Raw genomic sequence first — 24,723 nt, forward strand, 5'->3', positions numbered from 1 at the left:
GCCGCCGGGTCATCCGGTGGGCGAGATGCCGAGCGAGCGCCCGGCCAGACTCTGCGGGCGGACCGAGAGCACCGATGCGATGCGCAGCACCTCGCGCGCGGCGGGATCCTCGGGCAGCGAGATGACCGCCGGCGAGCCCGCGTCGCCGCTCGCCCGGAACTCGGGACTGAGCGGCACGCTGCCGAGCAGCGGGACCGTGCCGTGCTCGTCGTCGCTCAGGCGCGATGCGACGAGCTCGCCGCCGCCCGATCCGAAGAGGTCGAGCACCGAGCCGTCGGGCTGGGCGAGTCCGGCCATGTTCTCGACGACGCCGATGACGCGCTGACCGGTCTGGCGGGCGACGAGCGCGCTGCGCACGGCGACGTCGGCCGCGGCCTCCTGCGGGGTCGTCACGACGAGCACCTCGGCGTGGGGGAGCAGCTGGCCGAGGCTGATGGCGATGTCGCCCGTCCCCGGAGGCAGATCGAGCAGGAGCACGTCGAGGTCGCCGAACCAGACGTCGCGCAGGAACTGCTCCATGGTGCGGTGCAGCATCGGACCGCGCCACGAGACGGCGGTGGATCGGGGATCCTGATCGCCCAGGAACATGCCGATCGAGATGACCTTCACGCCGTGGGCCACCGGCGGCAGGATCAGGTCGTCCACGCGGGTGGGCGACTCGACGCGGCCGTCGCGGCTGAGCCCCAGGATGCCGGGGATCGAGAATCCGAACACGTCGGCGTCGATGAGGCCGACGCGCAGTCCCTGCGCGGCGAGCGCGACGGCGAGGCCCGCAGTGAGGGACGACTTGCCGACACCGCCCTTGCCGCTCGTCACCGCGATCACGCGGGTCAGCGAATCAGGGCCGAACTGCTGGGGCCGCTTCGCGCGGTCGCCCCGCACTCGCTCGGTGAACGCGCGGCGCTCCTCGGGCGACATGACGCGCACCGAGACGTCCGCGGAAGCGATCCCCGCAGTGGTGCCGGCGGCCTCGTGCACCTCCGACTCGATGCGCCGGGCCGCGGGGCAGCCCGCGATCGTCAGGGCGATGCCGACGTGCGCCGCGCCGTCGGGGGAGACGCGCACGGAGTCGACCATGCCGAGCTCCGTCACGGGGCGCAGGATCTCGGGGTCCTTGACCCGGTCGAGCGCGGCCCAGACGGCGGCCTCCGCGGGAGAGGCGTCGGCTCGCGCGCCGGGCTCCCGATCCCGGGGATCCTCGGGGGTCATCGCGCGTCGGCCCGTCCGGCGTCCCCCGTCGCGTCGGCGTCGCGGTCGTCGGCGTCGTCCTCCGCGGCGAGCTCGGCGAGCAGCGCGCGCAGCTCGGCGCGGACGAAGTCCCGGTCGGGCAGATCCTTGATCGCGAGCCGCAGCGCGACGACCTCGCGCGCGAGGAACTCGGTGTCGGCCAGGTTGCGCTCCGCGCGCTGCCGATCCTGCTCGATCTGCACGCGGTCGCGGTCGTCCTGGCGGTTCTGCGCGAGCAGGATCATCGGCGCCGCGTAGGAGGCCTGCAGCGAGAGGATGAGCGTGAGGGCGGTGAACCCGAGCGCGGCGGAGTCGAAGCGCCACCCGTCGGGGGCGACGGTGTTCCAGATGAGCCAGGCGAGGCAGAACACGCTGAGCAGCAGCAGGAACCACGGCGTGCCCATGCCGCGGGCGATGCCCTCGGTCCAGCGGCCGAACACCTCGTTGTTCGAGACGTCGCGATCCCGCGCGACGCGGCCGCCGGCCGCCCGCGGGGCGTCGAGTCCCGCGGTGTCCTTCTTGCGGAACCAGATCATCGAGCGGCTCCGTTCCTCGGGTGCGGCGCTTCGTCGTCGGCGTGGCGCCAGTCGTCGGGCAGCAGGTGGTCGAGCACGTCGTCGATCGTGACCACGCCGACGAGGTGGTCCTGCTCGTCGACCACGGGCAGCGCGACGAGGTCGTAGCTGGCGAGGCGCCGGGCCACCTCGGCGGCGCTCGCGCGCACCGGGATCGCCTCGATCTCGGTGTCGAGCAGCGCCGAGAGCCGCTCGTGCGGCGGGAACCGGAGCATGCGCTGGAAGTGCGCCATGCCGAGGTACTCGCCGGTCGGGGTCTCGTAGGGCGGGTGGGTGACGTAGACCGCCGAGGCCATCGCGGGCGGGATCTCGGCGCGACGGATCATCGCGAGACCCTCGGCGACGCTCGCCTCGGCCGAGAGCACGATGGGGGCCGGGCTCATGAGGCCGCCGGCCGTGTCCGCGTCGTACTCGAGCAGCCGGCGGACGTCCTCCGCCTCCTCGGGCTCCATCAGGTCGAGGAGCTCCTCGCCCTCCGCCGCGGGCAGCGCCGAGATGAGGTCGGCCGCGTCGTCGGGCTCCATGCGATCGAGCACGTCGGCCGTGCGCGCCGGGGGCAGCAGTTCGAGCAGCGCCAGCTGATCGGCCTCGACCATCTCCTCCAGCGCGTCGGCGACGAGCTCGTCGGGCAGCTCCTCGACCACCGAGAGCATGCGGGGCTGCGGCAGCTCGAGCAGCGCCTCCGCGAGATCGGCGGGCTTGAGATCGACGAGGGTCTGGATCAGGAGCTCGGCCGACTGCGCTGCCGAGGGATCGGTCGGGAGGCGCACATCGGCCCACTTCACGATGCGGGCCTCGCCGCGCGAGAAGGTGGAGGCCGGCTTGGAAGTGCGGACGAAGAGCTCCGAGACGATCCACTCGCCCGAGCGGGTCCGGTCGATGGCCGCGTCCTCGATCACCGCGTCGCGGCCGCCCTCGACGAGCTTGACCTCGCGCCCGATCATCTCGGCGATCATGCGCGTCTCCCCGCCGCGCTGCTCGAAGCGGCGCACGTTGATGAGCCCGGTCGCGATGATCTGGCCGGCGCCGATCGAGGTGATGCGCCCGATGGGCACGAACACGCGGCGTCTGCCGGGGATCTCGACGATCAGGCCGACCACGCGCGGTGCGCTCGCCGCACGGTAGACGACCAGTACGTCGCGCACCTTGCCGATCCGGTCGCCGACGGGATCGAACACCCCGCGTCCGGCGAGGCGGCCTACGAAGATCCTCGAACTACTCACCCCTCTACGGTAGTGGGCCGGGCTCCGGTTCGGGGCACCCGGAGTCGAACGCTCAGGACCAATCGATCGGTTGAGGCGGACGGGGCCTCGGCATCCGAGGATGGGAGCATGCACGGATCGACGGAACGGATCTCCCGGAGGGGCCTGCTCGCGGCTTCGGCGCTTGCGGTGCTGCCGCTGCTCGGCTGCGCGCCCGAGAGCGGGACGCCGCGTTCCGGGTCCGCGACGGCGTCACCTCGGCCGACGCCGGATCGCAGCGCGACGGAACTCCCGGCGCCCGCGCGACGTGCCCTGCTGCTGGCCTCGCTCGCGCACGAGGACGCCGTCGCGGTGATCGATCCGGCGGTCGAGGGCGAGGCCGGGATCACCCGCATCCGGGTGGGCGCGGCGCCCTGGGGCGTGGGCGTCTCGCCGGACGGCGGGACCGGGTACGCGGCCACCGCCGAGGGGCTCGCGGTGATCGACCTGCGCACCGCGAAGCGCTCGGCGCTCGTGCCGTACCAGCACCCCGCGCCGCGGATCGGCTCGGGGGAGTACCGCCCGGGCGGTCTCGGCCTCGCCGTGTCGCCCGACGGCACCCGCGTCTTCGTCGCGGTCGGCACGGACGAGCCGCGGGCCCACCTGGAGGTCTTCGACACGGCGAGCGGCCGGTTCGCCGGCTCCGCGCGGGTCGGCGGGCGTCCGTTCGACGTGCTGGTCGCCCCGGACGGATCCTGGGCCGCGACCGTCGACCACGACACCTTCTCGGTGACGGTCGTCGACGTGCGGACCCTGGCGGCGCAGGAGCACCGGATCGCGCCGTTCGGAACCGAGGGCGGCCTCGCCTCCTGGGAGAAGCCGCACTACGGCGCGGTGGACGCGGACGGGACGATCCTGCTCCCGGTGCAGGGGAAGACCGTGGTGCGGCTCGATCCGCGCAGCGGACGGACCGGGAACGCGCTGCGGAGCCGTGCGAACTCGCACGCGCACGGCACGGTCCGCGACGACCGCCTGCTGGTGACCGTCGGCACGGGGGCCTTCGGCAACGCGACCGGGGAACCCAACCTGTCGGTGCTCAACCTCGACAGCGGTGCGGAACGGGTCGCGCCGCTTCCGGTGCCGCACGAGACGGTCGCGGTGTGGCGCGACGCGGAGGACGAGGCCTGGGCGGCCGTGGCCGGCGGCAACACGCGGGAGGCCGGCTGGGACGGGATCACGCACGTGCGGCTGCGGGACCTCCGGCAGCTGCGGCAGCCGGTCCCGGGATATCCGCAGGCGGTGGTCGCGTTCGCCGCCCGCTGAATCGGTTCGGCGGGGGATTCCGCAACCTCAGAGGCGGGAATGGGAGAATGCACTCATGAGCAGTCCCAATCCGAGCGCCGCGCGCCGAGCCCTTCTCATGCCGGAACTGCCGACCGGCGAGGTGGTTTCGACCTATGAGCACTACGCCGATGCGAAGCACGCGGTGGACCTGCTCGCGCGCGCCCGTTTTCCCGTCGCCGAGGTCTCGATCGTCGGAAACGGCCTGCGCAGCGTCGAGCGCGTGACCGGTCGGCTCACTTACGGTCGCGTCGCGATGGTGGGTGCTTCGTCGGGAGCATATCTCGGCGTATTCCTGTCGATCCTGCTCTTCATCTTCCAGCCCGAGAACGCGTCGATCTTCGGCGTGTTCATCGCTGCGATCGTGATCGGCGCCGGCTTCGGAATGCTCTTCGGCGTGCTCTCCTACGCGATGAATCGAAATCGCCGCGACTTCTCGTCGGTGTCGCAGATGGTCGCGACGCGGTACGACCTGATCACTCCGGCGGAGCTGGTCGGGGAGGCCCGGCGCGTGCTGACCTCCCCCGAGAACGCGGAACGGGGATAGCGGATCCCGCTACCCCCGTTCCTGCAGCGCTGCTGCGCTGAGGCGATTCAGCCCTGGGCGGCCTCGTAGATCGCGAGGAGCTTGCCCGGGATGCGTCCGCGGTCCGGCACCTCGTGGCCCTGCTCGCGCAGCCACTCGCGGACGGCGCTCGCGTTCGAGGAGCCGCGCGAGGAGCGCTGCGCGGTGCGGCCGCGAGCTGCCGAGGAGGCCTTGCGGGCCACCTTGACGAACGGTGCGAACGCCTCGCGGAGCTCGGCCGCGTGGGCCTCCGAGAGATCGATCTCGTACGCGGTGCCGTCGAGCGAGAAGCGCACCGTCTCTCCTGCGCCGTCCGTCAGTTCGGTGCCGTCGAGGTCATCGACGAGGATCTCGGTGATCCGCTTTGCCATTGCTGTCTCCTTCGCGAATGAAATCCGGTCTTCTCCGGATCCCTCGCGGCAAATATAGCCGAGATCCCTGAATATTGCGCATTACTTGAAATGTAATCTAGATCCCTGACGGACGTTAGGAATTTCGCGCCCCACGAACCCAGTTTTCGACCTCGTCCGCGGTGCGCGGGATTTCGGAGGAAAGGTTTGCGCATCCGTTTTCGGTGACGACGATATCGTCTTCGATTCGTATTCCGATACCGCGGAATTCCTCCGGCACGGTGAGATCATCGGGCTGGAAATACAGGCCAGGTTCGATGGTGAACACCATTCCCGGTTCGAGTACGCCCTCGTAATAGTGATCGCGTCGCGCGGCCGCGCAATCGTGCACGTCGAGACCCAGGTGGTGGCTCGTGCCGTGCACCATATAGCGGCGGTGATATGCGGGAGCATCGTCGCCGGAATCCTCGGGCAGGAAACCCCAATCGCGGGTGCGTCGCTCGATCACGGCCATCGCGGCGTCGTGCACCTCGCTGAACCGGATCCCGGGTCGGACGATCGCGCGCGCGGCATCGGCGGCCTCGAGCACGGTTTCGTAGACCTTCCGCTGCACGGGCGAGAACGTTCCCGAGATCGGAATGGTCCGAGTGATGTCGGCGGTGTAGAGCGAGTCCACCTCGACGCCCGCATCGAGCAGCAGCAGGTCGCCGTCGCGGACGACGCCGTCGTTGCGCATCCAGTGCAGCGTGCAGGCGTGCGCGCCCGAGGCGGCGATGGTCTCGTAGCCGACGGCGTTGCCGTCGAGCCGAGCGCGCAGGTTGAAGGTCCCCTCGACGACGCGCTCGCCCCGGGTCTCGGCGACGGCGCGATCGAGGCCCGCGAGCACGTCGTCGAAGCCGCGAGCCGTCGCGTCGACCGCGAGCTGCATCTCGCGCAGCTCGTACGCGTCCTTCACGAGTCGCAGCTCGGAGGTCGCGCGGTCGAGCTCGGGATCCTCGAGGGTCCGGTCGCCGTCCGCGGTCGCGAACTCGGCCAGGTGGGCGGTGCGCAGACCGAGATCGGCCGAGACCTGGGCGAGCGACGGCCGAGCGCCGATCCAGAACTCGCCGATCTCGGGATTGGCGAAGAACTCCTCGGAGTCGCGACCGGCGCGCTCGTTGAAGTAGAGCGTCGCCTCGTGTCCGTCGGCTGCGGGATCGAGCACGAGGATCGCGCCCGGTTCGCTGTCCGTGCCCCAGCCCGTCAGGTGCGCGAAGGCGCTGTGCGGGCGGTAGGGGTAGAAGGTGTCGTTGGAGCGCTGCTTCGCGGCACCCGCCGCGATCACGAGGCGCTGCCCGGGGAACTGCGCGGACAGGCGGGCGCGGCGGTCGCGTGCGAAGGCTGCGGACTCGCGCGATTCGGGCTGCTCGTCGGCGCGCTCGGCCCAGCCCGACATGATGTAGTCGAGGAACGCTTCGGACTTCGGCGTCGTGCTGCGGTTGCTGTTGTCGATCTCCACCTCGTGGGTGGTCTGCTCGGAAGAGGTCATTCTGCAATCCTCCCACTTCGCGCCCTCGCGCGGGCACCCACGAATATCAGCTCGCGAGCGTAGCGTGAGCTGTATCGGGCCCGCCCGGACCCGATGGAGCGAAGGGAAGATCATGGCCACCTACGATGTTGCGGATCGATCGGCGATCGTCACGGGAGCGGGCTCGGGGATCGGCCGCGCGGTAGCGCTGCTGCTCGCGGAGAACGGTGCGAAGGTGGTGGTGCAGGACTTGAGCGCGGACGCCGCGGACGCCGTGGTCGCCGAGATCGTCGGTGCGGGAGGCACCGCGGTGGCCGTCGTCGGCGACGCCTCGGCCACGGGGATCGTGGACGAGACCGTGCTCGCCGCGGAGTCTCTCGCACCGCTCCGGATCGGCGTGAACAACGCGGGCATCGGCGGCTCCATCGGGCCCACCGGCGCGTACACCGACGCCGACTGGGAGAAGGTCGTCGCGGTCAACCTCAACGCGGTCTTCCGCGGCACCCGGGCCCAGGTCGCCGCGATGTCGGCGAACGGCGGCGGTTCGGTGGTCAACCTCGCCTCGATTCTCGGCAGCGTGGGCGCCGCGTACTCGCCCGCCTACGTCGCCACCAAGCACGCGGTCGTCGGCCTCACCAAGACGGCGGCGCTCGAGTACGCGACCTCCGGCGTCCGGGTGAACTCGGTCGGGCCGGGGTACATCGATACGCCGCTCCTCGCCGGCGCCGACGAGGCCGCGCGGGCGGCGCTCATCGCGAAGCACCCCATCGGCCGCCTCGGTCGCGCCGAGGAGGTCGCGCACCTGGTGGCGTTCCTCGCGAGCGACGCCGCTTCGTTCGTCACCGGCAGCTACCACCTGGTCGACGGGGGCTACACCGCCCAGTAGCGGCGGGCCCGACGTCGGGCGGGGCGGCCGCTCCGCCCGACGCCCGACCACGGCCTACACTGGTGGGATGGCAGCACGGCGGGCGCGGGGCGGATTCGATCTGCACACCCACTCCACCATCTCCGACGGCACGACGCGGCCGTCCGCGATCGCGCAGGAGGCCGCCGGGATCGGGCTCGCGGGATTCGCCCTGACCGACCACGACACGATCGACGGCTGGGACGAGGCCCGGGACGCCGCTGCGACCGCCGGCATCGACTTCCTCCCCGGTATCGAGATCACGAGCGAGCACGACGGGCGTTCGCGCCACCTGCTCGGCTACGGGATCGATCCGGGAGCACGCGCGGCCGAGCTGTTCGCGGCGCTCGACGAGGTGCGGCGCTCGCGCCTGCACCGCGCGCAGGAGATGGTGCGTCGGCTCGCGCGGGACTACGCGATCTCCTGGGCGGACGTGGTGGGCGACGGCGACGCGCGCACCGTCGGCCGCCCGCACATCGCGGACGCGCTCGTGACCGCCGGGTACTTCGCGGATCGCAGCACCGTGTTCGAGCGCGTGCTGCACCCCGGCTCGCCCTACTACATCGGCACCTACGCCATCGCGACGCTGGACGCGATCCGCATGGTGCGCGAAGCCGGAGGCGCCACCGTGCTCGCGCATCCGGCCGCCACCCGTCAGTGGGGTCCGGTCACGGACGCGGAGCTGCGCCGGCTCGCCGGGGCCGGCCTCTGGGGCATCGAGCTGAGCCATCCCGAGAACCGGGAGAGCTGGCTGCCGCCGCTCGAACGGTCCGCCGAGGCCATCGGTCTCGAGGTCACCGGGGCGAGCGACTACCACGGCGCGGGCAAGGCGAACCGGCTGGGGGAGCGCGCCACCGCCGAGGAGACCGTGGCGCGCCTGCGCGAACGGCTCGCGACTCCGCGCTGAGCTGCCGCGCCGCGCTGAGCCGCGGTGAGCCGCACGAGAAACGGCGGTGAGCCGGACCCGAAGGCCCGGCTCACCGCCGTTTCTCGTGGGTAAGGTCGCGTCCGCGACCCGGCGCTACTCGGCCGAGGGTGCCGGGTCCCCGCCCGCCGACTCGGTCGAGGTCTGCGCCTCGCCGGACGCGGAACGGCCCGCGCCACCGCGGCGGCGACGACGCCGGCGGCGTGTCGAGGTCGCCTCGCCGGTCTCCTCGGGGGAGCCGGGCAGCGGGGCGCCGGGCTCGCCGCCGCCCTCGGAGTCGTGCCCGTGCTGGTCGTGGCCGTGCGCCTCGTGGCGGCCGCGGCCCTGCGGGTTCGCGCTGCGCGTGCGGCTGCGGCTGCGCGTGCGGGATCCGCCCTCGCCGCGGTCCTCGCCCGACTCGGACGAACGGGATCCGCTGCGCGGTGCGCGCTCCTTCACGGGCGTCGCCTTGAGACGGCCTTTGGTGCCCTCGGGGATCTTCAGATCCTCGAACAGGTGCGGCGACGAGGAGTAGGTCTCGACGGGCTCCGGCACGCCGAAGTCCAGCGCCTTGTTGATGAGCGCCCACTTGTGCAGGTCGTCCCAGTCGACGAAGGTGACGGCGGTGCCGGTGCGGCCCGCGCGGCCGGTGCGGCCGACGCGGTGCAGGTAGGTCTTCTCGTCGTCGGGGACCGTGTGGTTGATGACGTGGGTGACGTCGTCGACGTCGATGCCGCGCGCGGCGACGTCGGTCGCGATCAGGATCTCCTTCTTGCCCGCCTTGAAGGCGGCCATGGCGCGCTCGCGCTGATCCTGGTTGAGATCGCCGTGCACCGATGCGGCGTTGAAGCCGCGATCGGTCAGCTCCTCCTGGAGCTTCGCGGCGGCGCGCTTGGTGCGCATGAAGATGACGGTCTTGCCGCGGCCCTCGGCCTGCAGGATCCGGCCGATCACCTCGTCCTTGTCGAGCGAGTGGGCGCGGTAGACGATGTGCTCGATGTTGGCCTGCATCTGGCCCTCGTCGGGATCCGTCGCGCGGATGTGGATCGGCTTCGACATGAAGCGGCGCGCGAGGGTGACGATGGTGCCGGGCATGGTGGCCGAGAACAGCATGGTGTGCCGCGTCGCCGGGGTCTTGGCGAAGAGCTTCTCGATGTCGGCGAGGAAGCCGAGGTCGAGCATCTTGTCGGCCTCGTCGAGCACCATCTCGCGCACGTTGCCGAGGTTCAGCAGGCGCTGGCTCGCGAGATCGAGCAGACGGCCCGGGGTGCCGACGACGATCTGGGCGCCGGCCTTCAGCTGCTCGATCTGGCCCTCGTAGGCCTTGCCGCCGTAGATCGGGACGACCGTGGCTCCGCGGTTCTTCGCGGCCAGCTCGAGATCCTCGTAGACCTGCACGCACAGCTCGCGGGTCGGGACGACGATCAGGGCCTGCACGCCGGGCTCCGGGTCGGTGCCGATGCGCTGCAGCAGCGGCAGGCCGAAGCCGAAGGTCTTGCCGGTGCCGGTCTTGGCCTGGCCGATGATGTCCTGGCCCGAGATCGCGAGCGGGATGGTCTGCTCCTGGATGGGGAAGGCGTCGACGATGCCTTCCCCTGCGAGCGCGTCGACCATGTCCTGGTCGACGCCGAGTTCGGTGAAAGTGGTCACGTGCGTCCTGTCTCGTGGGATGTCGGCTCCGCGCTGATTCGACTCTTCCGAGCGGAGCACGCTGCCGCTCCGCGGCGGCAGCAGTCTGATTTGCGTACGGCGACCAGTCTATGCCGGGGCCGGGCTCCGACGCCGGTACACTGACGGGGTGTTCGAGTGGATCCGTAACCTGCGCAAGTCGTCTGCGCCCGCACGCAAGATGCGTACGCGGAGCGAATCCGACGAGGCGGTGCGCGTCGAGCTCGCCGAGTTCGCCCCCGGGATCCTGCCGTTCCTCGGCCTGACCGCGTACCTCCAGCTGGAGCTGTACGAGGCGGCGACGCGCGGTGTCTCGGGCGCTGCGACGCTCGAGGCGAAGGAGGTGCTCGCCCGGGTCGCGGGCCAGACCCTCGCCAAGCACCAGCGCTTCACCGATGAGATCCGGCGCCGCGGCAAGGAGGCGCACACCGCGATGCAGCCGTACAGCTCGGTGATCGACGCCTACATCGAGCGGATCGACGTCGCCGACTGGCATCAGCACGTGCTGTCGCTGTACCTCGTCGGCGGTCTGTTCGACGGATTCTTCGCGAGCCTCGCGCACGGGCTGACCGATCCCTATCGCGGCGAAGCCATCGAGATCCTGGAGGACGACCCGGGCCGGGTCGCCCTGCGCGAACTGCTGGCCGCCGAGATCGCCGCGGACCCGAAGCTCGCCAATCGACTCGCGCTCTGGGGCCGCCGCCTCGTGGGCGACACGCTGCTGGTCTCCCGGGCGGTGCTCGGGCTGAGCGAGCACCGCGAGTTCATCGCGAGCGAGGTCGAGCCGGTGTTCACCGAGCTGATCGCCGATCACATTCGACGGATGGACCGGCTTGGGCTCACGGCCTGAGCGCACCGGGATCCCGCTCGTCGCGGCCGGCTCGCCGCACGAGGGGCAGCTGCGGTGCCGGTACTTCGTCGCGGGCGAATGCCGGTCCTGCGCGCTGATCGAGACCCCCTACGACACGCAGCTCGCCGACAAGCAGGCGCGCTGCGCCGAACTGCTGCCCGGCGTGCCGCATGACGCCTGGCTGCCCGCGTTCACCGCGGGCGATCGCGGCTTCCGCAATCGGGCGAAGCTCGTGGTCGGCGGACGGCGCGGCCGGGTCACGCTCGGGATCCTCGGGCCCGACGGGCGCGGCGTCGACCTGCGCGAGTGCGCGATCCAGTCGCCCGGCATCGCCGCGGTGATCCCGCGGCTCGCCTCCCTGCTCGACGGGACCGGGCTGCCGCCCTACTCGGTGCCCGAGCGGCGGGGCGAACTCAAGTTCGTGCACGTGACCGAGGCGCCGTCCGGCGAACTGATGCTCCGCTTCGTGGTGCGCAGCGAGCGCGCGCTGCGCACGCTGCGCGACGCCCGTGACGCGATCCGCGCCGCCGTGCCGAACGCCGCGGTCATCTCGGTCAACCTGCTGCCCGAGCACAAGGCGGTGCTCGAGGGCGAGCACGAGGAGCTGCTGCTGGGATCCTCGCTGCGCATGGGGCTCGGCCCGATCGACCTGCACCTGCTGCCGCAGAGCTTCTTCCAGACCAACACCGTCGTGGCGCGCGAGCTCTACGCCCAGGTCGCCGACTGGGTCGCCGAGGCCCGGCCCCGGTCGCTCTGGGACCTCTACTGCGGGGTCGGCGGGTTCGCGCTGCACTGCGCCGAGGCCGAAGCCGCCGAGGGCGCACCCGCGGCGCGCGAGGTAGTCGGGGTCGAGCTGACCGAGGCGGCCGTGCGCTCCGCCCGCAGGAGCGCACGCGATGCGGGACTGCACGCGCGGTTCATCGCCGCGGATGCCACGGCGTTCGCGCTCGACGGAGGGGCGCCCGCGGGCACCGAGCCGATGCCGGAGCTCGTCGTCGTGAACCCGCCCCGGCGCGGTATCGGACCGGAGCTCTCCGACTGGCTCGAGCGCTCCGGCATCGCGAACGTCGTCTACTCGAGCTGCAACCCCGAGTCTCTGGCGCGCGACCTGGAGGCCATGCCGTCCTACGCGGTGCGCGAGGGACGCCTGTTCGACATGTTCCCGCACACGAAGCACCTCGAGGTCGCCGTCCGCCTCGAGCGCCGCTGACCGCCTCAGCGCAGGGCGAGCGGAGCGCCGAACGCGGGTGAGCCCCAGCGACCCGGGCGGCGCAGCACGGCGGAGACCAGATCGACGCCCGCGTCGCCGACCTCCGCCGCGCACACGAGCAGCGACAGGGTGGGGTAGCCGTGCGGGCGGTTGTCCCGGATGATCGCCCGATCGTCCGTCGGCCCCAGCTCGGCGCTGCGGGCGAGCAGCGAGATCCAGCGCTCCCGCCACTCGGGGAACGGCTCGGATCCGGACCCGGAACCCTGCTCGCGCAGCGCGGAGAACTCCGGCAGCCAGCGCGCGATCCGCGCGGTCGCGCGGTCGTCCACACCGTCGTGGGCGAGCATGTGGACCCCGGGGGAGAGCCGCGCCCGTCGGAGATCGGCCCCGCCCCACTCGGTCACGCGCGCGCCGTCGGTCGACACCTCGACGAGGTTGAACGCAGCGGTCCCCGGCGGGTCGGCGGGCTCGATCCCCGCGACCGCATCGAGCACGATGCCGCCGCGGGACGCGAGCGGCGCCGCTCCGCGCGGACGCACCGTCTCGCCGCGGTTGAGGATCACCGCGAGCCGCGCCGCACCGTCGCCCGGTCCGACGCTCGGTCCCACGGCCGCGAGCCACGCGCCGTTCGCGCGGCGATCCCGCACGCCGACGACGCCGGGCCGCTCCTCCGGCCACCATTCGCCGGGAGGATCCCACGCGCGCTCCGGATCCTCGTCGCGCACGGCCAGCAGACGGATCGGCGCGCCCGCGCGCGTCGGGACATCGAGGATCACCGTGCACATGGCGACGGAGTCTAGCGCGGGATGGAATGATGGCACTCATGAACATCGTTCTCGGAGTCACCGGCGGGATCGCGGCGTACAAGGCGGTCCTGCTCGCGAGGCTGCTCGTCGAGGCGGGCCACGAACTGCACGTCGTCCCCACCGAGGCCGCGCTCCGCTTCATCGGCCGACCCACCTGGGAGGCCATCAGCCGTCACCCGGTGACCACCTCCGTTCACGAGGACGTCCCCGAGGTGCGGCACGTGGCGCTGGGCCAGCGGGCGGACCTCGTCATCGTCGCCCCCGCCACCGCGAACACCCTCGCGCGCATGACCGCCGGGCTCGCCGACGACCTGCTCGGCACCACCCTGCTCGCCACCCGCGCGCCCGTGCTCGTGGCACCCGCCATGCACACCGAGATGTGGGAGCACCCGGCCACGCAGGACAACATCGCGATCCTGCGCTCCCGGGGCGTGCACTTCGCCGGGCCCGAGCGCGGCCGGCTCACGGGCGACGACAGCGGGGTCGGACGCATGAGCGAGCCCGAGACGATCCTCGCCCAGGCGCTCGCCCTGCTGGAGGGCGCGCCCGCAGGAGCGCCCGCACCGCGCGCCGAAGCACCGGAGCCCGAGCGCAGCCCCGCGCCGCCCGCGACCGTCGCGGCGACCGCGGCACCGAGCCCGGCCGAAACGGAACCCGAACCCGAACCGCTGCAGGCGACGTCGTCCCGGCACGACCTCGACGAGGTCCGCGTCCTCGTCACCGCCGGCGGAACCCGGGAACCCATCGACCCGGTCCGATTCATCGGCAACCGATCCAGCGGCAAGCAGGGCGTCGCGCTCGCCGCCGCGGCCGCGGACCGCGGCGCCAAGGTCGTGCTGCTCGCGGCGAACGTCGAGGCCGCGGTGCTGGCCGACGTCTCGGAGCGCGACGACGTCCGAGTGGTGCCGGTCGGCACCGCGGCCGAGCTCGAGGCCGCCGCCCAGGGCGCGGCTCCGGGCGCCGACGCGGTGATCATGGCCGCGGCCGTCGCCGACTACCGGGTCGCGGAGGTCTCGGACTCCAAGCTGCGCAAGGAGGACTCGGACGCCCCGCCCGTCCTCGAACTCGTCGAGAACCCCGACATCCTCGTCGGACTGGTGCGCGCCCGGCACGACGGCCAGGTGATCGTCGGCTTCGCCGCCGAGACCGCCGAGGACGCCGACGAACTGCTGGAGCGCGGGCGCCGCAAGCTGGCGCGCAAGGGCGTCGACCTGCTCGCCGTCAACGCGGTCGGCTGGGTGCAGGGATTCGAGTCGGCCGAGAACGCGGTGCAGGTGCTCGACGCGGACGGCCGGATGGTGCGCGAGATCGGCGGGAGCAAGCGCGAGGTCGCCGAGGCGATCCTCGACACGGTCGTGGACGAACTGGCGGCCGCGCGCCGGGAGTGAATCCCATGCGCGCGGCCGCCGGTCGATCGCGCTCGTGAGCGCCGGTTCAGGGGGTCAGCTGACGAAGCCGACCTTGCGCCCGGTGTCGCCGCCGATCTCGACGTAGGCGATCGCCGCCGCGGGCACCAGGTACTGGCGGGACTTCGCGTCGGTGAAGCTGACGACGGACTTGCCGCCCTCGAGCGCGGCCTCGACGGCGGCGTGCAGATCGGCCGCCGACGCGTCGGTCTCGAAGCTGATCTCGCGCGGGGACTGGATGATGCCGATGCGAACTTCCACGGGGGCCTCCTGAGTGAGTGGTCTGATGGCTCCGGACCGAGCGACGCGCCGACCGGGCCGCCGGTGCTCGGGCACCGGATCTGATCCGAGTCTATGGCGCGCCGCCGGGCCGGGACCCGGTTGGATGCCGCCGTTCGCTGTCGGCGCAGGACCCCGCGGACGCCGCTCACCGGGGTTCGAGCCGCAGCGTGTCGCGCGTCGTCGCCGACACCGCCGCGGCGCTGAACACCCAGGGGCGCGAGCGGACGGCGGCCCAGTCCCCGGTCTGATCGGTGTAGTGCGGATGGAAGGCGTGCCCGCTGGCGCCCGTCAGGTTGATCCACTGCGACGCATCCCAATCGGACACGTCGACGACCATGCGCATCGAGGGCACCGTCGACGTCTCGTAGCCCTCGTCGAGCCCCCAGCCGGTCGCGTTCACGACCCCGGACCCGCCGCCGACCGGGAACGGCCCGCGGTTGAACAGCGCCTCGATGGGCGCGATCCCGCTCTTGCCGAAGGTCCCGCTGCGCAGGGTCAGCGCGTGCAGCTCGCCCCAGTTCCAACGCGACGCGTCCGAACCCTGCGCCCGCACCAGCTCGGCGTACGCCTCGTTCGCGGCGCGCTCCAGCAGCGCATCGCGCGAGGTGATCCCGGCCTTCGCGTTCCGCCACCACCGGGACCCCGGATCCCGCAGCTGCTCGGAGAAGAACACGGCGAATCGCGACTGATCGTCCCGGGGGATCGCGGTGGACCCGCCGCCCACCATCAGCGCCGTCACCCGGTTCCAGAGCACGTTCGCGAACGCGGCGACGGGGGAATCCGCGCGGTTCTGCTCGTCCCAATCGCGGAGCCCGTCGAGCGCGGCCTGCACCTTCGGATCCTCCACCGAGATCCCCGCGTAGGCGCGCCGCAGCGAGGCGGCGGCGGGCATCCGGTCGTCGGCCTGGATCTCCCGCAGATCGTCGGCGGTGATCGGCCCCTCCGCGATCTTCCGGTCGAGCAGGGCCGTGATCCGCGCCGCGCGGTACCCGTAGTCCCAATCCCTGCTGAGGAAGTAGGGGTACGAGTCGGGGACGATCGCGTTGTTCGCCGTCACGATGTATCCGGCTGGCGGGTTGTAGCTCCGCGGCAGCTCCTCGAACGGGATGAAGCCGGTCCAGTCGTACACGCTGTCCCAGCCGGGCTGCGGGAGCCAGCCGTCCCCGGCCCCGCGGATCGGCAGCCGGCCCGGCGCCTGATACCCGATGTTGCCGTCCACATCCGCGTAGATCAGGTTCTGCGCGGGCACATCGAACTTCTCGGCCGCCGCACGGAAGTCGTCGTAGTCCTCCGCCCGATCGAGCCGGAAGATCGCCTCCGCGGTCGTCCCCGGATCGAGCGCCGTCCACCGCAGGCTCACGGCGTACTCGCCGGAGAGCCGAGCCGTCCCGGCGCCCGGCGCCTCCGCCCGCTCCGCCGATCCGGTGCCCCGCCCGATCCGCGGCGTTCCCGCGATCGCGGTGAAGTCATCGGTCAGACCCGATACGACGGGGCCGTGCCCCGTCGTACGCACCTGGAACTCGACGTCCGGACCGCCCGCGACCTTCAGCGTCTCCCGCCGCGTCTCGAGCGGGTGCAGCTTCCCGTCCTTCCAGTACCGATCGCCGTCGATGCGCTCCACGTACAGGTCGGCGACATCGGTCGTGAGATTGGTGAAGCCCCACGCGACGCGTTCGTTGTGCCCGATCACGATCCCCGGCAGTCCCGAGAAGCTGAACCCGGCCACCGCGAACGGGCAGTCCGGGCCCACCGTCGAGCAGCGCAGCTGCATCTGGGTCCAGACCGAGGGCAGTGCCGCGCCCAGGTGCGGATCGTTCGCGAGCAGCGGTTCGCCGGTCGCGGTGTGCACGCCCGACACCACCCAGGAGTTCGAGCCGATCCCCTCGCCCTGGGCTCCGATCAGCGCATCCACCGTCGCGATCGCCCGCGCGGCGTCCTCCGACAGGCCCGCGGTACCGATCGGTCCGGTGGCGGACGCGGGGGACCCGGCGGCCGCGGGGGACCCGGCGTTCGCGGGCGATGATCCGCTTCCGTTCCCGTTCTCGTTCCCGACGATCGTCGGATGCTCCGAGAAGGGGTACGGCGGGTAGAGCTCGGCCAGGCTCTCGGGATCGAGCGTCCGCGCGAGCAGCGCGCGCGTCGACTCCTCGTCCACGTTGGTGCGCAGATCCCACGCCATCGCCTTGAACCAGGCGACCGAATCGGCCGGGGTCCACTTCTCGGGCGCGTAGCCGGGGTTCTGCAGGTCGAGCACCGCGTACTCCAGCGACAGGTCCGCACCGGATCGCTGCGCGAGGTAGGCGTTGACGCCGTCCGCGTAGGCCTCGTAGTAGGCGCGGACCTCCTTCGGCAGGTCGCGGACCTCCTGCTCGGCGATGCGGTGCCAGCCGAGCGTACGGAGGAACTTGTCGGTCCCGACCTGCGATTCGCCGAACAGCTCCGCGAGCTGGCCGCTGGTCAGGTGGCGGCGGAAGTCCATCTCCCAGAACCGATCCTGCGCGTGCACGAAGCCCTGCGCGAAGAACAGGTCGTGGCCGGTGTCCGCCGTGATCGTGGGGATCCCGCTCGCGTCTCGCTGCACCGTGACCGCGCGGTCGAGCCCCTCGGCGGGCAGCGTCCCCGTGGTTTGGGGGAATGACCGGGCGACGGTCCAGGCGCCGAGACCCGCCGCGACGAGCGCGATCACGACGAGGGCCGCGAGCACCCATCCGAGCACCCGGAGCGCTCGGCGGGGCCTGCGATGCGCCCGACGCTCGGTGCGCGGTGCCGGTGCTGCGGTGGCGTGCGTCATTGCGAAGACCTCCGGTGGTTCGAGGGATCCGGTCCCCGTAGTCTGCCACGGGCGGGGGACTCCGCCGGCCGTCGAATCGTGCTCGGAACGTCGATGTCGGAGGCGCTCACTAGGCTTGCCGCATGCCCTCCTTCGACCCATCTCAGTCGCGCGCGCTCGCGCTCGACCGGGCTCGGCACGCACGCATCCTCGGGGCTCCGGGCAGCGGGAAGACCTCGGTGCTGATCGAGGTCGCGGTGGGCGAGATCCGCGCCGCGACCGACGCCGCCGATCGGGCGGGCGAGGGCGGATTCTCCCTCGACCGGGAACTGCTGGTACTCACCGCCGACCGGCGCGCGGCGGGGCGGCTCCGCTCGGGCATCGAGGACCGCCTGGGCCGACCGATCGAGTCGACCCCCGCGCGCACCTTCACGGCCTTCGCCTTCGGACTGCTCGCCAAAGACGCAGCGTCCCGGGGCGCGCCGGCGCCCCGCCTGCTGACCGGAACGGCGCACGACGAAGCGATCTCCGCGACCATCGAAGACCCCGCGATCTCGGCGTCTGCCGAGGTGCGCGAGCTCATCGGCGTCGATGCGGTGCAGAGCCCGGCGTTCCGCGCGGAACTGCGTGAGCTGGCGCGCATCGTCGACGACTTCGGCTGGGACTCGGAGGCGCTGTCGCAGCGCATCGTCGACGCCGCGCGCGCGAGTGCCGGCGAACGGGTCTCGCGGGCGCCGGATGCGGCGCTCGCGTCCCGGTGGATCGCGGCGCTCCGCCTGCTCGTTCCGGTCGAACGGCGGCTCGCCGTCGAGCACCCCGGGGAGCGCTCCGCGAGCGGTTTGCTCTCGGCGGCCGCCCGCGCGGTGCGCGAGTCCGGCGTCGAGTTCCGGGCGCCCAGGATCGTGCTCGTCGACGACGCTCAAGACCTCGGCGAGGGGCAGTTGGCGCTGCTCGCAGCGCTGGCCGACCGCGGCGCGCGCATCTGGGTCTTCGGTGACCCCGACATCGCGACGGCCGCGTTCCACGGCGAGAGCACCGAGGTGCTCAGCGATCTCGCCGGGGCGCTCCGACGCGCGGGCACCCGCGCCGAAGCCGCCCCCGAACCGCAGACGGTCGTGCTCGAGGTCGTGCACCGCCAGACGGCGCCGCTCCGCGCGTTCGTCGCGGGCCTCAGCGGGCGCATCGGTGCGGCCGGCGTCGGAGCGCAGCGCGCCGCGATCGCTGCTGCTGCTGCCGATACCGCCGCATCGGATGGCGCCGAGGCGGGCGACAGCCGCATCGCCTTCGCTCGGGCCTCGACCACGGCCGAGCAGATCGGTGCGGTCGCGCACCGGCTCAGGCGCCGCAGACTCGGACTCGACGGCATCGCCGCGGTGCCCTGGGACCGTATGGCGGTGCTCTGCCGCAGCCGCGGCGAGGCGACCCGGGCGGCCCGAGCGCTCGCCGGACTCCAGGTCCCCACCGACGTCGGCGCGGGCGGCATCGTCCCGGGGGAGCACCGCATCGTGCGGGAGCTGCTCCGCCTCCTGCAGCATGCGCTCGGCATCTCGGATCTCCGACCGGCCGAGATCCTCGACATCGCCGGAGGTACCATCGGCGGGCTCGATCCAGTGGCTCTGCGCCGACTGCGCGCAGGCCTCTCGCTGCACGAGCGCCGTCGCGCGCGTGCCGACGACCGGCCGACCGAAGCGATCGAGGGACTCGTCGCCGAGGCCTTCGCGTTCCCCGGCGATCAGCCGCTCATCGACAGCCGTGGCGGGCGCGTGCTGCGGCGCATCGGTCTCATCGCGGCCGCGGGGCGGGGGGTCGCCGAATCCGGCGGCACCGCACGCGAGACGCTGTGGGCGATCTGGGAGCGCACCCGGCTCTCCGAACGCTGGCAGGAGGACGCGCTGACCGGCCGCGGCATCGTCGCCGATGAGGCGAACCGATCGCTCGACGCCGTGCTGGGGCTCTTCTTCAGCCTGCAGCGCCACGAGGAGCAGGCGAGCAGCCAGCCCGTGGCCGAGCTCATCGAGGCGCTGCTCGACCGGGCGGTTCCCGAGGATTCGCTCGCTCGGCGCAGCGAACGAAGCACGGTCACCGTCACCACCCCGCAGGGCGCCGTCGGCCGCGAGTTCGACGTCGTCTGCGTGCTCGGTCCGCAGGACGGCGCCTGGCCGAATCTGCGCAGCCGGGGCGCGATGCTGGGCACCGCGGCGCTCGAGCGCTGGTTGCGCGGGGGACCCGCGGAACCGCCGTCACGGCGGGAAACCCTGCACGACGAGCTCCGACTGTTCCTGCAGGCCTGCTCCCGCGCCCGCACCGAGCTGCTCGTGCTCGGCGTCTCCGACGACGAGCAGCATCCGAGCCCCTTCTTCGGGTTCGGGGCCGCGCACGAGGTGCCGACCCCGCCGAGCTCCCGGCTCACGCTGCGCGGCTCCGTCGCGCAGATGCGACGTCGTCTCGAGGACGATCCCGCGGACGCGGTAGCGCTTGCGTCCCTCGCCGCTCTGGCCGACGCCGCGGTCCCAGGCGCTCGCCCTGACGAGTGGTACGGCGTGCTTCCGCCGAGCACGGACGCGCCGCTCGTCGATCTCGGCGGCGACCCCGACGCGGTCGTGCGGGTCAGCCCCTCGCAGCTCGAGCAGTCCGAGCAGTGCCCGCTGGACTGGGTGGTGTCGCGACTCGCGGGCCCCGACGGCGGCGCGAGCTCCGGGCTCGGCACCCTGCTCCACCACGCGATGGAGACCGCCGAGACCCCCGACGTGGATGCGCTGATGGACGCAGTGCTCGCCGAGTGGGACCGGTTGCCGTTCGAGTCGGAATGGCAGTCCGAGCAGGGACGGCGCACGGCACGGGCCATGGCGACCGGGCTCGCCGACTACCTGGCGCAGTTCACCCGCTCCGATCGCGAACTGATCGACAGCGAGGCCCGGTTCGAGGCGCGCATCGACCGCGCGCTGCTGGTCGGCTCGGCCGACCGGATCGAGCAGACCACCCGAACCGACGGCGGGGTCGAATGGTCGGTCGTCGACCTCAAGACGGGCCGATTCCGCCCGAGCGCCGCCGACCTCGCCGAGCACGCGCAGCTGCAGGCCTATCAGCTGGGAGTCATCATGGGCGCGTTCGCGCACGAGACCGACGCCGTACCCGCGGGACTGCCCGGCAACGGAGGTGCGCGGCTCCTGTTCGTGCACCCGAAGGCCGTGCGCGCCGGAACGACCTTCACCGAGGCCGGGCAGGAGCCGCTCGACGCGGACGCCCAGCGCGCGTTCCGCGAACGCATTCGCGCCGCGGCGGGGGTCATGGCCGGCGACCGTTTCACCGCGCGGGTCGAGCATCACTGCAGCGATCCGCACCGTCCCGGATCCTGCGCGATCCACATCGTTCCGGCGGTGAGCCACTCGTGAGTCCGCAGCCGCACGCGCATCCCGAGGGAGGCGAACCGGTCGTCCCCGCGTTCGGCCCCCTCCGCATCGCCGAACTCCTCGCCGGCCCCGACGGGCAGGTCCTCGCGCCGACCGCGGAGCAGCGCGGCGTGATCGAGCACCCGCTCGCGGGCAGCGCGCTCGTCATCGCCGGCGCGGGCAGCGGCAAGACCGAGACCATGGCGAACCGCGTGGTGTGGCTCGTCGCGAACGGCGTCGTCGCACCCGAGCAGATCCTCGGCCTCACCTTCACCCGCAAGGCCGCCGGCGAACTCGGCGAGCGCATCTCCCGCCGTCTCGCCGGCTTCTCCGTCGCCCTCGACGACGCGGAGGAGCGCGGCCTGCTCACGCCGCCCGAGTCCGCGCGTGCGGCCGCGCTCCGCGAACAGCTGTCCGACGGCTTGGACCTGCCCAGCGTGAGCACCTACCACTCCTTCGCCGCATCGGTGGTGCAGGAGTTCGGCGCCTCGGCGGGACTGGCATCGGACGCCGCGCTGATCGACGAGGCCTCCGCCTGGCGGATCGCCCGCGAGGTCGTGCTCGCGAGCGACGATCCCGCCCTGCTCGACGACGATCGCTCGGTCGCGCAGCTCGTCTCGCAGGTGCTGCGCATGGATCACGAGGTCGCCGACCACCTGACCTCGCTCGAGCGCGTGGACCTGGTGATCGACGAGTTCGCTCGGGTCGTCGAACTGCCCTACTCCGAGAAAGAGGTCGGCAAGCCGCCGGGCGGCAAGGTCTACGCGCCGGTGCGCGACGCCGTCGCCGATGTGCGTTCGACAGCGCTGATCACTCGCCTTGCGCGCGCCTACGCCGAAGAGAAACGCAGGCGCGGCCTCATGGAGTTCTCCGATCAGCTCGCGCTGGCGGTACGGATCCTCGACGCCGCACCGGACGCGGTGACGGCCCTGCGCCGCCGGAGTCGCGCCGTGCTGCTCGACGAAGTGCAGGACACCTCGGTCGGACAGACCCGGTTGCTGTCCCGGATCTTCGCGGGACTCCCGGTCATGGCCGTCGGCGACCCGCACCAGTCGATCTACGGCTGGCGCGGGGCCTCCGCCGAGGGCCTCGAATCCTTCCACCGCGATTTCCGCGGGGCGGGCCCCGAGCGCGCCGCGACCCTCACCCTGTCGACCAGCTGGCGCAACCCGGAGCTGGTGCTCCGCGCCGCCAACGTGCTTGCCGGCCCCCTGCGGTCGGAGGCCGCGATCGACGTCCCCGAGCTCGCGCCGAGGCCCGGCGCGCAGGAGGGCACTCTCGAGGTCGCCTACCCCGAGACGCTGCACGAGGAGCAAGCGGCGCTCACCGATTGGATGCGGGAGGCGCGGTCGGCGCACCGCGAGGCGACGGGCGAGTGGCCCACCGCAGCGATCGTCTGCCGTAACCGGCGGGTCATGCCCGCCCTCGCGAGCGCGCTCTCGGATCGCGGCGTGCCGAACCGCATCGTCGGCGTCGGCGGCCTGCTGACCACACCCGAGGTGACCGACCTCGTCTCCACGCTGCGCTGCCTCTGGTTCGCCGACGCGGGGAGCGAGCTGGTCCGCCTGCTCGGCGGCCCGCGATTCCGCGTGGGCGTGGCGGACCTCGACGGGCTCGTCCGGGCCGCGCGCTGGTTCGCGGAGCGCGACGTGGCGCATCAGCGCATCGACGACGCCGACCGCAGCACGGGCGGCGTGCTGCCCGACCCCGATCAGGCGTTCACGACCATCGACGCGGTCGACGAGATCGCGGGGCTCGCCTCGCTCGACCACACCGCGCTGAAGGACATCAGTCCGACCGGACGGCAGCGGATCCGCGAGGCAGGCATCATGCTGCGGCAGCTGCGCCAGCTCGTCGGAGGCGCGATCCCCGAGCTGCTCCGCGCGGTCGAGCAGGCCCTGCGGCTCGACATCGAACTCGATGCCCACGCCGCCCGCGGTCACGACGGGGCGGCCTCCGCCCGCGCCAACCTCGACGCGTTCGCCGACGCGGTCGACGCCTTTCTCGCGGTCGATCGGGACGGCACGCTCCCCAGCCTGCTCGCCTGGCTCGAACTCGCGACCGAGGACGACGCGGCGGCGGAGCACGTTCCCGAGCCCGAACCGGGAACAGTGCAGCTCATCACCGTGCACGGGTCGAAGGGGCTCGAGTGGGACCTGGTGGCGATTCCCCGACTCGTGGACCAGGAGTTCCCGGGACGCGGACGCGACTCCAAGGGATGGCTTCGCCCGGGCCAGCTGCCCGACGAGCTCCGCGGCGATGCGGCAGCGCGACCCGATCTCGCCTGGCGCATCGCGTCGACGCAGCAGGACGTGCGCGATGGGATCACGGGCTACCGTGAGGCACTGGCCGAGCGCTTCGCGGCCGAGGAGCGTCGCCTGGCGTACGTGGCCGTCACGCGCGCCGCAAAGCGCCTCTTCATGAGCGGTTCGTTCTGGGGCGGGCAGACCCGCGCGCGCGGAGCGTCCACGTATCTGATCGAACTCGCCGATGCCGGCCTCATCCCCGCGATCGCCGACGGGAGCGCCCACGAGAGCGATCCGAGCGCGTCCGAGGAGACGGTCCTCGAGTGGCCCCTCGACCCGCTGGGCGCCCGCGCCGATGCGGTGCGTCGGGCGGCCGGGGCCGTCGAGGCACGCCTCTCCGAGGGCGGTGCGCCGGAGGGAGGCGGTGCGCCGGTCGACCCGATCGTCGAGCTCCTCCTCGCCGAACGCGAGCGGGCGCGCTCTGCGCTCAGCGCTCGGGCCGGCGACGCTGGCTCGGCCGCCGGCACCGACTCGCCCGCAGGCACCGACTCGGCCGCAGGCACCGACTCGGCCGCCGACGCGGACGACCGCAGCGGGGACGACACGGAGTTCGGCGCAGGTGCCGGTACAGGCCGCGCCGCGACGGTCGAACGGATCACCGCGTCGACGTTCCACGAGTTCGTCGACGAGCCGGAAGCCGCCGAGCGCGCGCGCCTCCGACCGGTTCCGCAGCGCCCCTACCGGCGCACGCGCGTCGGCAACCGGTTCCACGAATGGGTCGAGCGCCGCAGCTCCACGGCCGTGGGCACGCGGCTCACGCTGCCCGGCTTCGGCGACGGCGCGTTCGTCGTCGAGCCCGGGGAATCCGGGGTCATCGATGCCACGGGCTTCGCAGAGTCTGGCGAGTTCTCCGACTCGTTCGGCGCGCCGGAGCTGCCCGACGCTGAGGTCGCGTTCGGCGCGTCCGGTGTGATCGGCGAGCCCGTCGAGTCCGCGGTCGTGCCCGTCGACGGGCACGACGATGAGGAGCGCGCGCTGCAGCAGCTCATCGCGAACTTCGAGCGTTCGGAGTGGGCCGAGTTGCAGCCCATCGCGGTCGAGCAGGAGATCTCCCTGCCGTTCGCGGGCAACCGGCTGGTCTGCAAGCTCGACGCCGTGTTCCGTCACGGGGACCGGGTCGAGATCGTCGACTGGAAGACGGGTCGGGCGCCGAGGGACGACGCGGAGCGGGAGACCCGGTTCTACCAGTTGGCGCTGTATCGGCACGCGTGGGCGAGCTGGACGGGCACGCCGCTCGACCGGATCGATGCCACTCTCTACTACGTCGCGGACGACGTGATCCTCCGCGACGAGCAGCCGCTCGGTCTCGACGAACTGGAGCGGCGCTGGTTCACGGCTCGCCGCAGCCTCGAGGCGCGCCTGGACTGAGGCCTGCGGCGCGAGATCGCCGGATTCTTGCGACGGGGAAGGACCCGGCACCCGGCGGAGGTTCGCCCGGAAGGGTCGCGTCGGGTCCGGTTCGGTCGAGTCGGGCCCCGCCCG

The 24,723-nt window shown here is 72.6% G+C and carries 18 protein-coding genes; 9 read left to right on the forward strand and 9 right to left on the reverse strand.

Going from position 1 to position 24,723, the window contains the following annotated elements; translation table 11 throughout:
• Positions 1-9 precede the first annotated feature (9 nt).
• From ABD169_RS08545 to ABD169_RS08555, 3 genes are read right to left on the reverse strand one after another with little or no spacing between them, the layout of a single operon-like run.
• Positions 10-1,209, reverse strand: coding sequence for an Mrp/NBP35 family ATP-binding protein (locus ABD169_RS08545; protein ID WP_344031393.1), 1,200 nt, complete (start codon positions 1,207-1,209; stop codon positions 10-12).
• Positions 1,206-1,763: a DUF1003 domain-containing protein gene (locus ABD169_RS08550; RefSeq protein WP_344031395.1), complete on the reverse strand. Its 558-nt coding sequence runs from the start codon at positions 1,761-1,763 to the stop codon at positions 1,206-1,208. The genes ABD169_RS08545 and ABD169_RS08550 overlap by 4 nt, the downstream gene beginning before the upstream one ends.
• On the reverse strand, positions 1,760-3,025 hold the full coding sequence (locus ABD169_RS08555; protein ID WP_046455903.1) for a magnesium transporter MgtE N-terminal domain-containing protein: 1,266 nt from the start codon (positions 3,023-3,025) through the stop codon (positions 1,760-1,762). The genes ABD169_RS08550 and ABD169_RS08555 overlap by 4 nt, the downstream gene beginning before the upstream one ends.
• A gap of 108 nt (positions 3,026-3,133) precedes the next feature.
• On the opposite strand from ABD169_RS08555, the gene ABD169_RS08560 reads away from it, so the two are divergent.
• On the forward strand, positions 3,134-4,306 hold the full coding sequence (locus tag ABD169_RS08560) for a YncE family protein (RefSeq protein WP_344031398.1): 1,173 nt from the start codon (positions 3,134-3,136) through the stop codon (positions 4,304-4,306).
• Positions 4,307-4,361: 55 nt separating this feature from the next.
• Positions 4,362-4,871 (forward strand): YflT domain-containing protein, encoded by a 510-nt coding sequence (locus ABD169_RS08565; RefSeq protein ID WP_344031400.1) that lies wholly within the window; start codon positions 4,362-4,364, stop codon positions 4,869-4,871.
• Between the two features lie 47 nt (positions 4,872-4,918).
• On the opposite strand, the gene ABD169_RS08570 is transcribed toward ABD169_RS08565, so the two are convergent.
• Positions 4,919-5,260, reverse strand: a complete 342-nt coding sequence (locus tag ABD169_RS08570) for a histone-like nucleoid-structuring protein Lsr2 (RefSeq protein ID WP_344031402.1) — start codon at positions 5,258-5,260, stop codon at positions 4,919-4,921.
• Positions 5,261-5,375: 115 nt separating this feature from the next.
• On the reverse strand, positions 5,376-6,767 hold the full coding sequence (locus ABD169_RS08575; RefSeq protein ID WP_344031404.1) for an aminopeptidase P family protein: 1,392 nt from the start codon (positions 6,765-6,767) through the stop codon (positions 5,376-5,378).
• A 112-nt stretch (positions 6,768-6,879) separates the two neighbouring features.
• Between ABD169_RS08575 and ABD169_RS08580 the strand changes: the two genes are divergently transcribed.
• Positions 6,880-7,632: an SDR family NAD(P)-dependent oxidoreductase gene (locus tag ABD169_RS08580; RefSeq protein ID WP_344031406.1), complete on the forward strand. Its 753-nt coding sequence runs from the start codon at positions 6,880-6,882 to the stop codon at positions 7,630-7,632.
• A 67-nt stretch (positions 7,633-7,699) separates the two neighbouring features.
• Positions 7,700-8,557 (forward strand): PHP domain-containing protein, encoded by an 858-nt coding sequence (locus ABD169_RS08585; protein WP_344031408.1) that lies wholly within the window; start codon positions 7,700-7,702, stop codon positions 8,555-8,557.
• A 114-nt stretch (positions 8,558-8,671) separates the two neighbouring features.
• Here ABD169_RS08585 and ABD169_RS08590 read toward each other — a convergent pair whose 3' ends face one another.
• Positions 8,672-10,168: a DEAD/DEAH box helicase gene (locus tag ABD169_RS08590; RefSeq protein ID WP_344031662.1), complete on the reverse strand. Its 1,497-nt coding sequence runs from the start codon at positions 10,166-10,168 to the stop codon at positions 8,672-8,674.
• A 184-nt stretch (positions 10,169-10,352) separates the two neighbouring features.
• Here ABD169_RS08590 and ABD169_RS08595 point away from each other — a divergent pair, with 184 nt between their 5' ends.
• Positions 10,353-11,072 carry a ferritin-like fold-containing protein gene (locus ABD169_RS08595; RefSeq protein WP_052961426.1) on the forward strand — a complete coding sequence of 240 codons (720 nt, stop codon included), beginning with the start codon at positions 10,353-10,355 and terminating at the stop codon, positions 11,070-11,072.
• 49 nt (positions 11,073-11,121) lie between these two features.
• Positions 11,122-12,282: a methyltransferase domain-containing protein gene (locus ABD169_RS08600; protein WP_344031664.1), complete on the forward strand. Its 1,161-nt coding sequence runs from the start codon at positions 11,122-11,124 to the stop codon at positions 12,280-12,282.
• 5 nt (positions 12,283-12,287) lie between these two features.
• Here the strand turns inward: ABD169_RS08600 and ABD169_RS08605 are convergent, their stop codons facing one another.
• A complete protein-coding gene (locus ABD169_RS08605) occupies positions 12,288-13,067 on the reverse strand; it encodes an NRDE family protein (protein WP_344031410.1) in 780 nt (259 codons plus the stop codon).
• A gap of 38 nt (positions 13,068-13,105) precedes the next feature.
• On the opposite strand from ABD169_RS08605, the gene ABD169_RS08610 reads away from it, so the two are divergent.
• On the forward strand, positions 13,106-14,476 hold the full coding sequence (locus tag ABD169_RS08610) for a bifunctional phosphopantothenoylcysteine decarboxylase/phosphopantothenate synthase (protein WP_344031412.1): 1,371 nt from the start codon (positions 13,106-13,108) through the stop codon (positions 14,474-14,476).
• Positions 14,477-14,530: 54 nt separating this feature from the next.
• Here the strand turns inward: ABD169_RS08610 and ABD169_RS08615 are convergent, their stop codons facing one another.
• Both ABD169_RS08615 and ABD169_RS08620 read right to left on the reverse strand, forming a co-directional pair.
• Positions 14,531-14,755: a DUF3107 domain-containing protein gene (locus tag ABD169_RS08615; RefSeq protein WP_046455633.1), complete on the reverse strand. Its 225-nt coding sequence runs from the start codon at positions 14,753-14,755 to the stop codon at positions 14,531-14,533.
• A gap of 166 nt (positions 14,756-14,921) precedes the next feature.
• On the reverse strand, positions 14,922-17,567 hold the full coding sequence (locus ABD169_RS08620) for a penicillin acylase family protein (RefSeq protein WP_344031414.1): 2,646 nt from the start codon (positions 17,565-17,567) through the stop codon (positions 14,922-14,924).
• Positions 17,568-17,689: 122 nt separating this feature from the next.
• On the opposite strand from ABD169_RS08620, the gene ABD169_RS08625 reads away from it, so the two are divergent.
• Complete coding sequence (locus tag ABD169_RS08625; protein WP_344031416.1) at positions 17,690-20,938, forward strand: PD-(D/E)XK nuclease family protein; 3,249 nt, start codon at positions 17,690-17,692, stop codon at positions 20,936-20,938.
• Complete coding sequence (locus tag ABD169_RS08630) at positions 20,935-24,609, forward strand: ATP-dependent helicase (RefSeq protein ID WP_344031418.1); 3,675 nt, start codon at positions 20,935-20,937, stop codon at positions 24,607-24,609. The genes ABD169_RS08625 and ABD169_RS08630 overlap by 4 nt, the downstream gene beginning before the upstream one ends.
• Positions 24,610-24,723 lie beyond the last annotated feature (114 nt).

This window comes from Leucobacter iarius (assembly GCF_039530105.1).
Taxonomy (GTDB): Bacteria; Actinomycetota; Actinomycetes; order Actinomycetales; family Microbacteriaceae; genus Leucobacter; species Leucobacter iarius.